The organism is Kitasatospora sp. NPDC088861, from assembly GCF_044750105.1.
Lineage (GTDB): Bacteria > Actinomycetota > Actinomycetes > Streptomycetales > Streptomycetaceae > Kitasatospora.
The window spans coordinates 120790-134998 of sequence record NZ_JBIVJF010000015.1; the positions used below are offsets into that span (position 1 = coordinate 120790).

10 protein-coding genes are annotated in these 14209 nt (G+C 73.2%); 7 read left to right on the plus strand and 3 right to left on the minus strand.

Annotated features, from left to right (window positions below):
• Positions 1 to 121 precede the first annotated feature (121 nt).
• Entirely contained in the window at positions 122 to 1465 is a 1344-nt protein-coding gene (locus tag ACIP37_RS24045) for a class II 3-deoxy-7-phosphoheptulonate synthase (RefSeq protein WP_063351485.1), read from the plus strand.
• Between the two features lie 220 nt (positions 1466 to 1685).
• The gene (locus ACIP37_RS24050) at positions 1686 to 4805 is read left to right on the plus strand and encodes a BTAD domain-containing putative transcriptional regulator (protein WP_363585086.1); all 3120 of its coding nucleotides are present in this window, start codon (positions 1686 to 1688) and stop codon (positions 4803 to 4805) included.
• Here the strand turns inward: ACIP37_RS24050 and ACIP37_RS24055 are convergent.
• Complete coding sequence (locus tag ACIP37_RS24055; RefSeq protein ID WP_363585084.1) at positions 4802 to 5140, minus strand: hydroxyisourate hydrolase; 339 nt, start codon at positions 5138 to 5140, stop codon at positions 4802 to 4804. The two genes, ACIP37_RS24050 and ACIP37_RS24055, sit on opposite strands and share 4 nt — an antisense overlap.
• A gap of 301 nt (positions 5141 to 5441) precedes the next feature.
• Between ACIP37_RS24055 and ACIP37_RS24060 the strand changes: the two genes are divergently transcribed.
• From ACIP37_RS24060 to ACIP37_RS24080, 5 genes are all read left to right on the plus strand, one after another.
• Positions 5442 to 6635 carry a pyruvate carboxyltransferase gene (locus ACIP37_RS24060; RefSeq protein WP_363585082.1) on the plus strand — a complete coding sequence of 398 codons (1194 nt, stop codon included), beginning with the start codon at positions 5442 to 5444 and terminating at the stop codon, positions 6633 to 6635.
• On the plus strand, positions 6635 to 8035 hold the full coding sequence (leuC, locus tag ACIP37_RS24065) for a 3-isopropylmalate dehydratase large subunit (RefSeq protein WP_363585081.1): 1401 nt from the start codon (positions 6635 to 6637) through the stop codon (positions 8033 to 8035). The genes ACIP37_RS24060 and leuC overlap by 1 nt, the downstream gene beginning before the upstream one ends.
• A gap of 109 nt (positions 8036 to 8144) precedes the next feature.
• Positions 8145 to 8783, plus strand: coding sequence for a 3-isopropylmalate dehydratase small subunit (leuD, locus tag ACIP37_RS24070; protein ID WP_363585079.1), 639 nt, complete (start codon positions 8145 to 8147; stop codon positions 8781 to 8783).
• A gap of 119 nt (positions 8784 to 8902) precedes the next feature.
• On the plus strand, positions 8903 to 9940 hold the full coding sequence (locus ACIP37_RS24075) for an isocitrate/isopropylmalate family dehydrogenase (protein WP_363585077.1): 1038 nt from the start codon (positions 8903 to 8905) through the stop codon (positions 9938 to 9940).
• Positions 9941 to 10336: 396 nt separating this feature from the next.
• On the plus strand, positions 10337 to 10753 hold the full coding sequence (locus tag ACIP37_RS24080; RefSeq protein WP_063349734.1) for a metalloregulator ArsR/SmtB family transcription factor: 417 nt from the start codon (positions 10337 to 10339) through the stop codon (positions 10751 to 10753).
• Positions 10754 to 10761: 8 nt separating this feature from the next.
• Here ACIP37_RS24080 and ACIP37_RS24085 read toward each other — a convergent pair whose 3' ends face one another.
• Positions 10762 to 12171 (minus strand): nitrate/sulfonate/bicarbonate ABC transporter ATP-binding protein, encoded by a 1410-nt coding sequence (locus ACIP37_RS24085; RefSeq protein ID WP_400810044.1) that lies wholly within the window; start codon positions 12169 to 12171, stop codon positions 10762 to 10764.
• A 33-nt stretch (positions 12172 to 12204) separates the two neighbouring features.
• Positions 12205 to 13962, minus strand: coding sequence for an ABC transporter permease subunit (locus ACIP37_RS24090; protein ID WP_363589665.1), 1758 nt, complete (start codon positions 13960 to 13962; stop codon positions 12205 to 12207).
• Between the last annotated feature and the right edge of the window lie 247 nt (positions 13963 to 14209).

The window sequence follows — 14209 nt, forward strand, 5'->3', positions numbered from 1 at the left end:
GAAGGCGGTCAGACCAGTTCTCCGGTGCGGGAGCAGGCCAATTCGCGGACGCTTGACCTTCTTTCCGCGGCCGGGCTGCAATGAGCGGGCCAGCGATTTCCGTTCCCATCCGAGGGCCGTGATGAATCGAATTCCGCAGACCGGAGCACCTGCCGCCTGGCGTTCCCTGCCGGCGGCCCAGCAACCGCAGTGGCCGGACCAGGCGGCGCTGCGCGAGGTGGTCGCCGACCTGTCGGCCGCCCCGCCCCTGGTCCTCGCCGAGGAGTGCGACCGGCTGACCGACCGGATGGCCGCCGTCGCCGCCGGCGAGGCCTTCGTCCTCCAGGGCGGCGACTGCGCCGAGACCTTCGGCGGGCTCACCGCGGACGCGGTCACCGCCAAGCTGCGCACCCTGTTGCAGATGGCGGTGGTCCTGACCTACGCGAGCGGCGTCCCGGTCGTGAAGATCGGCCGGCTGGCCGGGCAGTACGCCAAGCCCCGCTCCCAGCCGGACGAGACCCGCGACGGCCTCAGCCTGCCCTCCTACCGGGGCGACGCGGTCAACGGCCCGGAGTTCACCGAGGCGGCCCGCCGCCCGGACCCGGCGCGGCTGCGGCGGATGTACGAGGCGTCGGCGGTCACCCTCAACCTGGTCCGCGGCTTCGCGGCCGGCGGCAGCGCCTCCCTCTACCAGGCCCACCAGTGGAACCGCGGCTTCCTGGAGGACTCCGCCGAGGCCCGCCGCTACGAGGAACTGGCCGACGGCGTGGACCGCGCACTGCGCTTCCTGCAAGCCTGCGGCTGCGACCCGGCCGGGCTGCTGGAGGCCGAGTTCTTCGCCAGCCACGAGGGACTGCTGCTGGACTACGAGCAGCCCCTCACCCGCACCGACCCGCGCACCGGGGCGCACTACGCCACCAGCGGGCACCTGCTCTGGGTCGGCGAGCGGACCAGGGGCCTGGACGACGCGCACATCGCGTACTTCGCCGGGATCCACAACCCGATCGCCGTCAAGCTCGGCCCCACGACCACCGCGGACGAGGTCCTCGGCTACGTCGACCGCCTCGACCCCGACCGCCGGCCCGGCCGGCTGACCTTCGTGGTGCGGATGGGCGCGGGCCGGGTGCGCGAACTGCTGCCGCCGCTGGTGGAGAAGGTCACGGCGGAGGGCGCCCGGGTCGCCTGGATCTGCGACCCGATGCACGGCAACACCGTCCAGACCGACGACGGCCGCAAGACCCGCCGCTTCGACGACATCCTGGGCGAGGTCGCCGGCTTCTTCGAGGTGCACCGGGAGCTGGGCACGCACGCCGGCGGCATCCACGTCGAACTCACCGGCGACGACGTCACGGAGTGCCTCGGCGGCGGCGACCAGGTCCGCGCCGAGGACCTGCACCAGCGCTACGAGACGGCCTGCGACCCACGGCTGAACCACCGCCAGTCCCTCGACCTCGCCTTCCGGGTGGCGGAGCTGATGAAGGCCTGAGAACCGCCCCGGGCCGCGGTTGGCCGGATCGGTGCGCGCCGATCCGGCCAACCGGCTTTTCCGCGCCGATTCCCCGTCGGTCACCCGGGGGCGCGGACGCCGATCGCAGTCCGTCAGGCGGCGTCTTTTGGGGAGAACTGAATATCGTTGACCCATTGACCGGGCCGTCCTTAGAGTGCCTTGCGATCCTGCGCCTATTCCTCTGGGGGGAGTGGAAACGGTGGGGTACCGACCTGGTTCCGGCATACGCCACGACGGCAGTTCCTCACCCGTGCCCCGGGTCGAGTACCGCATTCTCGGCCCGCTCGAAGCGCTCGTCGACGCCAGGCCGCTGAACCTCGGCGGGATCCGGCAGCAGACGGTGCTCGCCGCGCTGCTCCTCGACGTCAACCGGGTGGTCAGCGTGGACCGCCTGGTCCGCGCCCTCTACGAGGAGGCCCCGCCGGCCACCGCCCGCGCGCAGTTGCAGATCAGCGTCTCCGCCCTGCGCCGGCTGTTCGCCGTGCACGGCCTCTCCGACGTCATCACCACCCACCCGCAGGGCTACATGGTGAAGGCGGCGGACGCCCAGCTCGACCTGCTCCAGGCCCGCGACCTGGTCGGGAAGGCGCGGGCGCTGCGCGACCGGAAGGCGGCGGACCGCGACCGGACGGCGGAGGACCGCGACCGCAAGGCGGAGGCCGCCGCCCTCTTCCGGCAGGCGCTCGGACTGTGGCGCGGCGACCCCCTCGGCGGCCTGCCCAGCGAGGCGCTCCGGTCCGCCGCCGGCCAGCTCACCGAGCAGTGGGTCGGCGCCACCGAGGAGTGCGTCCAGCTCGAACTCGCACTCGGCCGGCACGGCGCGGCCGTCGGCGAACTCATCGGCCTGGTCGACGAGTTCCCGTTACGGGAGCGGCTGCGCGGCCAGCTGATGCTGGCGCTCTACCGCTCCGGGCGCCAGACCGAGGCGCTCCAGGTCTACCGCGACACCCGTCAGTGGATGATCGACGAACTCGGTGTCGAACCCGACCCCCGGCTTCAGCGGCTCGAACTCTCCATCCTCGCCGGCGACCCCCGGCTCGACCTGCCCGACGGCCGTCCGGCCGCCGCCCACGCCACCCCGGCCGCCGAGTCCGCCGCCGCGCCGCCCGTGGCCACCGCCGCCCCCGTCACCGTCCCGGAGATGCTCCCCGCCGACCTCGCCGACTTCACCGGCCGCGAGCACCTGCTCGCCGGCCTGCGCGAACGGCTGCTGCTCTCCTCCCACGACCAGTCCCGGCTCGCCGTCCCGATCGTCTCCGTCGTCGGCAAGGCCGGGGTCGGCAAGACCGCCGTGGCTGTCCACGCGGCCCACCAGATCGCCGCCGAGTTCCCCGGCGGGCAGCTCTTCGCCGACCTGCACGCCGGGGCCCCCGACACCGTCGGCCCGGCCCAGGTGCTGGAGCGCTTCCTGCGCGCCCTCGGCGTCAACGGCACCGCCATCCCCGACGGGCTGGAGGAGCGGGCCGAGATGTACCGGGCCCTGCTCGCCGAGCGCCGGGTGCTGATCGTCCTCGACAACGTCGCCACCGAGAGCCAGATCACCCCGCTGCTGCCGGGCAAGCCCACCTCGGCCGTGATCGTCACCAGCCGGCGGCACATCGGCAGCCTCGCCGGAGCCGTCCGGGTGGACGTCGACACCTTCGACCCCGACCAGTCCGCGGAACTGCTCGGCCGGATCGCCGGCCCCGCGCGGGTGGCGGCCGAACCGGAGGCGGCGAAGGCGCTGGCCGAACTCTGCGACCACCTGCCGCTGGCGCTGCGCATCGCCGGCGCCCGGCTCGCCGCCCGGCCGCACTGGGAGATCACCGAACTGGTGGAGCGGCTGGAGGACGGGACCCGCCGGCTCGACGAGCTCAAGTACGCCGACGTCGGCATCAGGGCCGGCCTCTCGCTCACCTACGAGAGCGTCAGCGAGGACGCCCGCCGGCTGCTGCGGCGGATCGCCCTGATCGACGAGGGGCCGTTCTCCACCTGGGTCGGCATGGCGCTGCTCGACCTGCCCGAGTACCAGGTCCAGGACCTGATCGACGAACTCTCCGACGCCCAGCTGCTGGACGCCGTCGGCACCGCGCCCGGACGCCACACCCAGTACCGGCTGCACAACCTGGTCCGGGTCTTCGCGCGCGAACGCCTCGTCGACGAGGAGAGCGTCGAGGAGCGGGAGTCCGCACTGGCCCGGGTGATCGGCTGCTTCCTCTACCTGCTGATCGAGGCGAGGCAGCGCGAGTACGGCCGCGACGTGCTGATCCGCGGCCGCGGCACCGCCCTGCACCCGCTGCCCGCCCGGACGGTGGACCGGCTGCTGGCCGAGCCGCTGCGGTGGTTCGCCCGGGAGCGGCCCATGCTCGTGCCCCGGGTCAGACAGGCGGCCATGATGGGCCTCACCGCGCACTGCTGGGAACTCGCCGTCACCGCCGTGACGTTCCTGGAGACCCACGGCCGGCTCGACGACTGGCGCGACACCCACGAACTCGCCCTCGCGGCCGCCCGCAAGGGTGGCGACCGGCTCGGCCAGGCCGCCGCACTGCACTCCCTCGGCTCGCTCGCGCTGACCCGGCAGAACTTCGCCGCCGCCGAGGAGCGCTTCCGCCAGGCCGCCGGGATCTTCACCGACCTCGGCGACGACCTCGGCTCCGCCCTCACCGCCCGCGGCCTCGGCTACCTCGCCCGGGTGGACGGCCGGATCGACGAGGCGACCGCCCACTACCAGGCCGCCCTCACCGTCCTGCGGGCGAGCGGCGGCTCCGTCGCCGTCGCCTACGTGCTGCACAACCTGGCCCAGCTCAAACTGGGCGAGGGCGACGAGGAGGGCGCCGGAGAGCTCCTCGACGAGGCGTTGCGGCTGAGCCGGGAGGGCCGCGGCCGGCGGGTCGAGGCCCAGGTGCTGCACCGGATGGGCCAGAGCCACCTGGAACGCGGCGGCTACGACCGGGCCCTGGAGGCCTTCTCCCGCGCCCTCGACGTCGTCCGGCTGATCGGCGACCACACCGGCGAGATCTACGCCCTGCACGGCATCGGGGCGGCCCGCCACCGGCTCGGCGAGAGCGGCGAGGCCGCCCACGCCCTGCACCGCGCCCTGCTCCTCGCGGAGGGCTCCAACGAGCGGCTGATCATGGGCCGGATCCTCGTCACCCTCGGTGAGTTGGCGCTCGGCACCGGGGAGGCCGACCTGGCGGTCCAGCACCTGCGGCGGGCCCGGCTGGTGTTCCGCCTCATGCGGACCCCCGCCGAGGAGGCCCGCACGCTCGACCTGCTGCGCTCCGCCCGGCTGGCCGCCGGCGACCCGGAGCCCCCCGCAGGCCCGGGTCCACCTTCCTAGTCGGCGATGAAGGCCACCGCGTAGTGGTTCAGCGAGAGGGTGAGGCTCACCCGGTGCCCCGACTCGCCGTCGGAGACCCGGAAGGTGGCCGCCACCTCGGGGTGCACGGTGAACAGGCCGAGCCCGCTGAAGTACCGGTCGACGTCGAACACCAGCCGGTAGAGGCCGCGCCCGCCGTCCGTCCCGCCCCACTCCTCGATCCGGCCGCTCGCGTCCGTTCTGCGCTCGACCACCGGCACCCACTCGTTGTCGACCAGCGACTCCAGTCTCGCGTCGAGGCCGACGGCGGTGCGCCCGTGGACGCTGTCCAGCGCTTCGACGATGACCCTCGCCATCAGCCCACCCGCCCCGGGCGCGGTAACCGGGCCGGCGGACGTTCCTCGGACGGGATATCTCGCATGAAAACCACTCCTTGCCTCAGTACACGATGCATTGGGAAAAGGGCGCGTCAAGCCTATTGTCAGGGGTCCCGCTATCGGCCCGCCATCGAATGATTATTTGTTCGAAAAGTCTTGACGGGCAGTGATTCCGGACCAGTAAAGTCACCGCTGCCAGCCACAATCCTCCGCCGCCGCACACCGCGACCTCCCGTCCGGTCGCCCGTCCGGCGGCGTTCCCGAAAGAGGCGGAAAATCCATGTCTCCGAAATCCGTCCCCACCGCACGGCGGCTCCGGGTATTCGACTCGACACTGCGCGACGGCGAACAGGCCCCGGGCAACGCGATGAACCCCGACCAGAAACTGGAGCTGGCCCTCGCCATCGAGGCGACCGGCGTGGACACCATCGAGGCCGGCTTCCCCAGCTCCTCACCGCGTGACTTCGAGGCGACCAGACTGATCGCGGGCGCGCTCACCACCGCCAAGGTGGCGACTCTCAACCGGGCCGTCCGCGCGGACATCGAGCTGGCCGCCGAGGCCGGCGGCGTCGAGCGCCACCAGGTCCAGATCATGGCCACCGGCAGCGACGTCCACCTGGAGCACAAGCGCGGCCTCACCCGGGCCGAGGGCCTGCACGAGATCATCGACAGCATCCGGTTCGCCCGCGAGCTGGGCTTCACCGACATCACGCTCGGCATCGAGGACGCGAGCCGGGGCAGCGACGACCTGCTGCGCCCGATGATCGAGGCCGGCATCGAGGAGGGCGCAGGCACGGTGGCGCTCGCCGACACCACCGGCTGCCTGATCCCGGCCGAGTTCGGCGCCCAGGTGGCGCGGGTCCGCTCCTGGATCCCGGACCACATCATCCTGTCCACCCACTGCCACCAGGACCTCGGGCTCTCCCTCGCCAACGCCCTGGCCGGCGTCGAGGCGGGCGCGGACGAGGTGCAGGCCACCATCGCCGGCATCGGCGAGCGCGCGGGCAACACCCCGCTGGAGGAACTGGCGGCGGTACTGCTCTACAAGGGCGAGCAGCTCGGCCTGACCAGCCGGCTGCGCACCGAGAAGTTCTACGAGGCCTACCAGCTGCTGGCCCGGATCATCGGAATGTCGACGCCGCGCAACAAGGCGATATTCGGGGAGAACGCCTTCGCCACCCAGGCCGGAATCCACCAGGCCGGAATGCTGCGCAATCCGGTGACCTACGAATACGTCGAGCCGCACAGCTTCGGCCGGGAGCGCGGAATTCTCATCGGCCGGCACTCCGGGCGCAATGTGGTCCGCAACCTGTTCGACCAGATGGGAATCGGCGCCGAGCGCGACCTGCTCGACGAGATCTACGAGACCTACATCGCGGGCCGCGCCGACGGCACCTGCATCGAACTGGGCGAGCTGCGCGAGATCATCGCCGAGCGCCTGGAGCGCACCAGCGAGATGGCGGTGGCCAGCTGATGGGCGGCACCGAGCGCAACCTGATCGAGAAGGTCTGGCAGAGCCACGTCGTCGACCAGGCACCGGGCGAGCCCGACCTGCTCTACATCGACCTGCACCTGCTCCACGAGGCGAGTTCCCCGCAGGCCTTCGACGGCCTCCAGCTGGCCGGCCGCCGGGTCCGCCGGCCCGACCTCGCGCTCGCCCTCGAGGACCACAACGTGCCCACCAACACGCTGCTGGTCAAGGACGCGATGGGCAGCGCCCAGCTGGAGCGCCTGCGCGAGAACTGCGAGGAGCAGGGGATCGAGCTGTTCTCGCTCGGCGACGACCGGCAGGGCATCGTGCACGTGGTGGCGCCCGAACTGGGCTTCGTGCGCCCCGGCATGACCGTGGTGTGCGGTGACAGCCACACCTCCACGCACGGCGCCTTCGGGGCGCTCGCCTTCGGCGTCGGCACCAGCGACGTCGAGCACGTGCTCGCCACCCAGACGCTGGCGCTCCAGCGCCCCCGGACGATGTCCGTCGAGTTCGTCGGCGAGCCGCCGGCCGACGTCACGCCGAAGGACCTGATCCTCGCGCTGATCGCGCACATCGGCGCCAACGGCGCCAACGGCTACGCGATCGAGTACCGCGGCAAGGCCGTCGAGAACCTCTCCATGGAGGGGCGGATGACGGTCTGCAACATGAGCATCGAGGCGGGCGCCCGCGCCGGCCTGATCGCCCCCGACGACACCACGCTCGCCTACCTGCGCGAGCGCTGGGACCCGGCCGCCGAGGCCGACTGGGACGAGGCCGTCCGCTACTGGCAGTCCCTGCGCACCGACGAGGGCGCCGCCTTCGACCGCGTGGTCGAACTGGACGTCACCGGGCTCAAGCCCTTCGTCACCTGGGGCACCAACCCCGGCCAGGCCGTCCCGCTGGACGCCGCGGTGCCGGCGCCCGAGACCTTCGCGACCCCCGCCGAGCAGCAGGCCGCGCGCCGCGCCCTGGAGTACATGGGCCTCGAACCGGACGTCGCCCTGCGGGACGTCGAGATCAACACGGTCTTCCTCGGCTCCTGCACCAACGGCCGGATCGAGGACCTGCGGGCCGCGGCCGACGTGCTGCGCGGCCGCAAGGTCTCCGACCGGATCACCATGCTCGTCGTCCCCGGCTCGATGGCCGTCCGGGCCCAGGCCGAGGAGGAGGGCCTGGACCAGGTCTTCCTCGACGCGGGCGCGCAGTGGCGGCTCTCCGGCTGCTCGATGTGCATGGGCATCAACGCCGACCGCCTCCAGGGCATCCAGCGGGTCGCGTCCACCTCCAACCGCAACTACGAGGGCCGGCAGGGCACCCACGCCCGCACCCACCTGGTCTCGCCCGTCGTCGCCGCCGCCACCGCCGTGGTCGGCCGCCTGGCCGCGCCGACCGAGCTGTGACCGCGCCCGCCGGGCACACCCGCCCGACCCGCCCGACCCGTTCCACCCGACCGGCCTGTTCGACCCGTTCGACCGACCGCAGCCAGACCGACCAGCAGGGGGCAGAGGCATGAGGGAGCCGCTCACGGCGCACACCGGACAGGCCGTGGCCCTGTCCCGGGACGACGTCGACACCGACCAGATCATCCCGGCCGAGTTCTGCAAGCGGCTGACCAAGACCGGCTACGCCGACACCCTGTTCGGGCACTGGCGCAAGGAGCCCGGGTTCGTCCTGAACCAGCCGCAGCACCAGGACGCGAGCGTCCTGGTGGCGGGCCACAACTTCGGCACCGGCAGCTCCCGCGAGCACGCCGTGTGGGCCCTGCGCGACTGGGGTTTCCGGGCCGTCATCGCCACCAGCTTCGGCGACATCTTCCTGCGCAACGCGCTGAAGAACGGCCTGCTGGCCGTCGCCCTGCCGGTGCCCGTCGTCGCCGACCTCGCCGAACGCGCCCAGGCCGACCCGAAGTTCGAGATCACCGTCGACCTGGAGCAGCTGACCGTCGGCACCGACCTCGGGACCTGGGAGTTCGAGGCCGACCACCGCGCCCGCTGGCTGCTGCTCAACGGCCTCGACGACATCGACGTCACCCTGCGCAAGGCCGACGCGATCGCCGCCTTCGAGCAGGGCCGCCCGGCCTGGATGACCAGCATCACCCGCGGCGCCTTCTCCTCCCCGGACACCGCGAAGCAGCGCCGGGCCTCCTGACGACCGCACCCCCCGGCGCAGCTCCCAGGGCCGCGCGGCGGTGACCCTGCCCGACGCCCCCGGCCCGGCCGACCCGACCCACAACCGGCCGGCCCCACCCCAGAAACGGTGAGAGACCCATGACCAAGACAGTGACCGTCATCCCCGGTGACGGCATCGGCCCCGAGGTGACCAAGGAGGCCCTGGAGACCATCGAGTCGCTGGGCCTGGACCTCGCGGTCGACGTGCTCGACCACGTCAACGCCGACACCTACCTGCGGACCGGGGTCTCCCTGTCCGACGAGGACTTCGAGCGGATCAAGGCGAGCGACTCGGTGCTCTTCGGCGCCATCGGCGACCCCCGCGTGAAGACCTCGGACTACGGCCGCGGCGTCCTGCTGCGCCTGCGCTTCGACCTCGACCTGTACGTCAACCACCGCCCGGCCACCCTGCTCCAGGAGCGGCTGAGCCCGCTGCGCGACGCCCGGACCCGCGCCATCGACGCCGTGATCGTCCGGGAGAACACCGAGGGCCTCTACACCGACATCGGCGGTGTGCTGCGCGGGAACACCGTGCACGAGATGGCCGTCGACGCGGACGTCAGCACCTACATGGGCGTCTCGCGGGTGATGGAGTACGCGTACTCGATCGCCGAGCGCGGCGTCTGCATGGTCGACAAGTCCAACGCCGTCCGGCACGGCGGCCAGGTGTGGCAGCGGGTGTTCCGCGAGGCCGCCGCGAAGCACCCCGCCATCAGCTCCACCCACCTCTACGTCGACGCCGCCGCGATGAAGCTGATCTCCGACCCGTCACAGTTCGACGTGATCGTCACCAACAACTCGTACGGCGACATCCTCAGCGACCTGGCGGCCATGCTGGCCGGCGGCCTGGGCAACGCGGCCTCGGCCAACATCAACCCGGACACCGGGTTCGGCCTCTACGAGCCGGTGCACGGCAGCGCGCCCGACATCGCCGGCCAGGGCATCGGCAACCCCTTCGGCGCCATCCTCAGCTCCGCGCTGATGCTGGAGCGCCTGGGCTGGGCCGCCGAGGCGAAGGCGATCCAGCTGGCCGTCGGCACGGCCGTGGCCGAGGGCGCCTGCACGCCGGACCTCGGCGGCTCCCTCACCACCGAGCAGGTCGGCGCCGCGGTCAGGGCGGCCCTCGCGGCGGCCTGACGGCATGACCCGCCCCCCCCCCCCCCAACCGCCGCCGTGGTCGCCCCACCGACCACGGCGGCCGGGTCCGTCCTCCCCGACACCGCCCGGCGGGCGGGCGTCCGAAGGCGGACCCAGGCCGCTCAGCCCCAGGGATTGTGCTCGTGCGATTCGCTGACCGCGGTACGGAACGTGGTGTGCTCGATCATCTCGTACGGACTCCAACTCCTGGACGGTGCGGCCGGTCGGCAGCGGTTGAAAGGATGGCTGAAGCCTGGCAGCTCCGGCCATCGGCCCACTATCGACGCCCGCTGTCGACGCCCGCCGGGTACGCCCGCTGTCGACGCCCGCGCCCGGCCGGACGGCACCGGGTTCGGCGCCGCCGGGGCGGCGGGGCCGGCTCGGTAGGATCCTGGCATGGGTGCGCAGGAAGAGGCGTGGGACACGGACGCGGCGGAGCGGGCGGTCGCGGTGCTGAAGGCGGTCGCCGACCCCTCCCGGTACCGGCTGCTCTGGGCGCTGACCCGGCGGGAGCTGCCGGTCAGCGAACTGGCGGAGCTGCTGGGCGCGCACGTGGCGGCGACCTCGCAGCACCTGGCCAGGCTGCGGGCGGCCGGGCTGGTCGTCTCGCGCCGGGAGGGCACCCGGATCTTCTACCGGGCCGCCGAGGTGCGCGGCCTGCTGACGGAGGCGGCGCTGATCGCCAACGACCTGCCCGGGCGCGGTGACGGCGGTGACGGCGGCGGTACCGGCCCGGCCGCCGCGACGGCCGAGCAGCCGTTCGCCCGCGCCGTCCGCTCCGCCCGCCGCCGCCCGGCCACCGGCCAGGCCTGAGGCCCGTCCTAGGGCGTCTCCTCGTCGAGCCGGTACTCCCGCAGGGCGGCGTCGTAGCCGAACAGCCCGGCGTAGCGGCCCCAGTCGGTGGCGGTCTCCAGCTGCCGGTCGACCTGTTCGCTGGTGTAGTGGTGGGCGAGCAGGTCGCGGAAGAAGCCGGCGTGCACGGCGGTGCCGGGGCGGCCGCGCAGGCCGTTGGTGATCAGCCGGACCAGCGGGACGTCCACCGCGGCTCCGGCGAAGATGGTCCGGGACTCCTGGACGTCGGCTCCGGCGAAGGCGGTGCCGGCCTCGGTGAGCAGCAGGTCGTCGCCGTGGATCTCGGCGAAGCCGAGCAGGTCGAGGGCGTCGAGCTGGGGGAGCATGTCGTCGATGTCGAGGCCGAGTTCGTCGGCGAGGTCGGCGAGGTCGCAGCAGCCGCCGCGGTGGGCGATCATCGCGGCGAGGCCGGCGAGGCCGTCCACGCTGGCGGTGGGCAGCGGGGTGTTGGCGACGGTGCGCCGGTCGGGCCGGGCGCCGTCGGCGCGGCCGGGCAGGCGGGTCTCCTTGGGGCGTCCGGTCATGATCCGGTAGACCCGGTCGACGAGTTCGTCGAAGGCGGCGGCGTCGCGGTCGCGGGGCCGGTCGAGGTCGACCTCGACGGTCTCCCGGATGGTGCCGTACGGGCGGGAGCCGAGGACGACGACGCGGTCGGCCATCAGGACCGCCTCCTCGATGTTGTGGGTGACCAGTACGACGGCGCGGGTGGGGAACTGGCCGGACTCCCACAGTTCCAGCAGTTCGCCGCGCAGGTTCTCGGCGGTGAGGACGTCCAGCGCCGAGAAGGGCTCGTCCATCATCAGCACGTCCGGTTCGACGACCAGGGCGCGGGCGAAGCCGACGCGCTGGCGCATGCCGCCGGAGAGCTCCTTGGGGTAGGCGGACTCGAAGCCGGCCAGGCCGATCAGGTCGATGGCCTGGACGGCGGCCTCGGTGCGCTCCCGGGGCGGCACGCCGCGGGCCTCCAGGCCGAGTTCGACGTTCTGCCGGACGGTCAGCCAGGGCAGCAGCGCGAAGGTCTGGAACACCAGGGCGCTGCCCGGGTTGGCGCCGGTGAGCGGGGTGCCGCGGTAGGCGACGGTGCCGGAGCTGGGCGGGATCAGTCCGGACAGGCAGCGCAGCAGGGTGGACTTGCCGGAGCCGGAGCGGCCGAGCAGGGCGACGATCTCGCCGGCCCGGACGGTGAGGTCGATGCCGGACAGCACGGGCAGCGCGCCGTCGGCGCCGGCGTAGGCCTTGGTGAGGCCGACGGTCTCCAGCAGGATCTCGCCGTCGGCGGGGGAGCCGGGGAAGTCGGGGGAGTCGGAGGAGTCTGCGGGGGAGAACACAGCGGCGGTGGGCGGCGCGGTGCGGGCGGCGCGCGGGAACGGGAAGCGCATGCGGGGACCTCCGGGGCGGGGAGCGGGCGCGGGTCAGAGCGAGTAGCGGCGCTCGGCCAGGCGGTAGAGGCGGCGCCAGAGCAGCCGGTTGAGGGCGACGACGTACAGGCTCATCACCGCCACCCCGGCGAGCAGGTGCGGGTAGTCGCCGTGCTCGGTGGCCCGCGCGATGTACGCGCCGAGGCCGGTGGCGGTGAGCGTGGTGCCGCCGAAGGTGACGACCTCGGAGACGATGGAGGCGTTCCAGGCGCCGCCGGAGGCGGTGAGTCCGCCGGTGACGTAGGCCGGGAAGATCCCGGGGATGATCAGCCGTCGCCAGCGCTGCCAGCCGCGCACGCCCAGGTCGTCCATGGCCTCGCGCAGGTCGGTGGGGATGGCCATGGCGCCGGCGATGGTGTTGAACAGGATGTACCACTGGGCGCCGAGGGCCATCAGCAGGACGCCGCCGAGGTCGATCGACAGCCCGGTCCGCAGCAGCAGCCACACGACCAGCGGGAAGAGGAAGTTGGCAGGGAAGCTGGCGAGCACCTGCACCAGCGGCTGGGCGATCCGGGTCAGCCGGGGGGAGAAGCCGATCCGCACGCCGACCGGCACCCAGACCAGGGTGGCGACGGTCACCAGGACGACGACCCGGGCGAGGGTGGCGAGGCCGAGCAGCAGCGGTTCGCCGAACACGCCGAGGCCGGTCGCGCCGTGCAGGTAGCGGCCGAGGTCGACCAGGCCCCAGAGCACGAGGCCGCCGGCGACGGCGGCGAAGGCGGTGTCCCCGGCGCGCCGCCGCCCGGGGTCGACGGCCAGCGGGCGGTCGTCGGTGCCCAGCAGGCGCCCGGCCCGGGAGAGCGCCCGCCACCCCGGGCGCAGCAGCCGGCCGAGCAGCCCGGGCCAGTGGGAGCGGCGCAGCAGGTCCAGCACGACGGAGCGCTGCACCTCGGTGGCCTCGGACTGCTCGTTCTTGAAGCGTTCGGCCCAGGCGGTGAGCGGGCGCCAGAACAGCAGGTTGACGCCGACCACCAGGACGGCCATGGTGGCGATCGCCCAGCCGACCCGGCCGAGGTCGCCGGCGGCGATGGCCGCGCCCGCGTAGGAGCCGACCCCGGGCAGCGCGTAGCGCTGGTTGTCGACGCTGATCGCCTCGGAGGCGACCAGGAAGAACCAGCCGCCGCCGAAGCTCAGCATGCCGTTCCAGACCAGGCCGATCATGCCCGAGGGCAGTTCGACCTTCCAGAACCGCATCCACCGGGTGAAGCGGAACGAGCGTGACAGCTCGTCGAGTTCGGGCGGCAGCGAGACCAGCGAGCAGTAGAAGCCGAAGGTCATGTTCCAGGCCTGGGAGGTGAAGATGGCGAACACCGCCGCGCACTCCAGGCCCAGTACGGAGCCGGGGAACAGGGCGAGGAAGCCGGTCACCGCGACGGTCAGGAAGGCGAGCACCGGTACCGACTGGAGGATGTCCAGGGCCGGGATCAGGACCCGCTCCAGCCGGCGGCTGCGGGCCGCGGCGTAGGCGTAGCCGAAGGTGAAGACCACCGACACGGCGAGCGCGGCGAACATCCGCAGCAGCGAGCGGGCCGCGTCGTACGGCAGCCGGGCCGGGTCGGTGTCGACCGCCGCGTTCCGGCCGGTGGAGAACCGGACGGTGGTGCCCTGCCCGACCCGCAGCGCGAGGTAGAGCAGCACCAGGACGGCGGCCGCGACGAGCGCGTCCACCCAGGTCATCCGGGCCAGGCGGGCGGCCGTCCGGGACGGCAGTGAGCCCCGGGCGGCGCCCGGGGCCGGCTTCGGCAGGGTCATGGGGTGCACCTCCGGCGCGCACCCGGGGCCCCGGGGTCGGGAGAGGTGCGTGCGACGTCAGCGGGATCGGGACGAACGCCGCGTCCCCCCGGGCCGTTGCGTCAGGCGCGCGGTCGGGCGTGGGGGAGGCGGCCGGTACGGCGGCGCGTACTGGGAGGGTCTTCGCCCATGGCCGCCTCCTCCGGTGGTGTCGTCTGGTGTCGTCCCGGCCCGTCCTGCGGGCCCCGGGCAGTCTGCTCCTCGGGTA

Bases quoted from the DNA above. Each gene is read 5' to 3' on its own strand.
- ACIP37_RS24045 (WP_063351485.1), top strand. From the start codon at position 122: ATGAATCGAATTCCGCAGACCGGAGCACCTGCCGCCTGGCGTTCCCTG.
- ACIP37_RS24055 (WP_363585084.1), bottom strand. From the start codon at position 5,140: ATGGCGAGGGTCATCGTCGAAGCGCTGGACAGCGTCCACGGGCGCACC.
- ACIP37_RS24060 (WP_363585082.1), top strand. From the start codon at position 5,442: ATGTCTCCGAAATCCGTCCCCACCGCACGGCGGCTCCGGGTATTCGAC.
- leuC (WP_363585081.1), top strand. From the start codon at position 6,635: ATGGGCGGCACCGAGCGCAACCTGATCGAGAAGGTCTGGCAGAGCCAC.
- leuD (WP_363585079.1), top strand. From the start codon at position 8,145: ATGAGGGAGCCGCTCACGGCGCACACCGGACAGGCCGTGGCCCTGTCC.
- ACIP37_RS24075 (WP_363585077.1), top strand. From the start codon at position 8,903: ATGACCAAGACAGTGACCGTCATCCCCGGTGACGGCATCGGCCCCGAG.
- ACIP37_RS24080 (WP_063349734.1), top strand. From the start codon at position 10,337: ATGGGTGCGCAGGAAGAGGCGTGGGACACGGACGCGGCGGAGCGGGCG.
- ACIP37_RS24085 (WP_400810044.1), bottom strand. From the start codon at position 12,171: ATGCGCTTCCCGTTCCCGCGCGCCGCCCGCACCGCGCCGCCCACCGCC.
- ACIP37_RS24090 (WP_363589665.1), bottom strand. From the start codon at position 13,962: ATGACCCTGCCGAAGCCGGCCCCGGGCGCCGCCCGGGGCTCACTGCCG.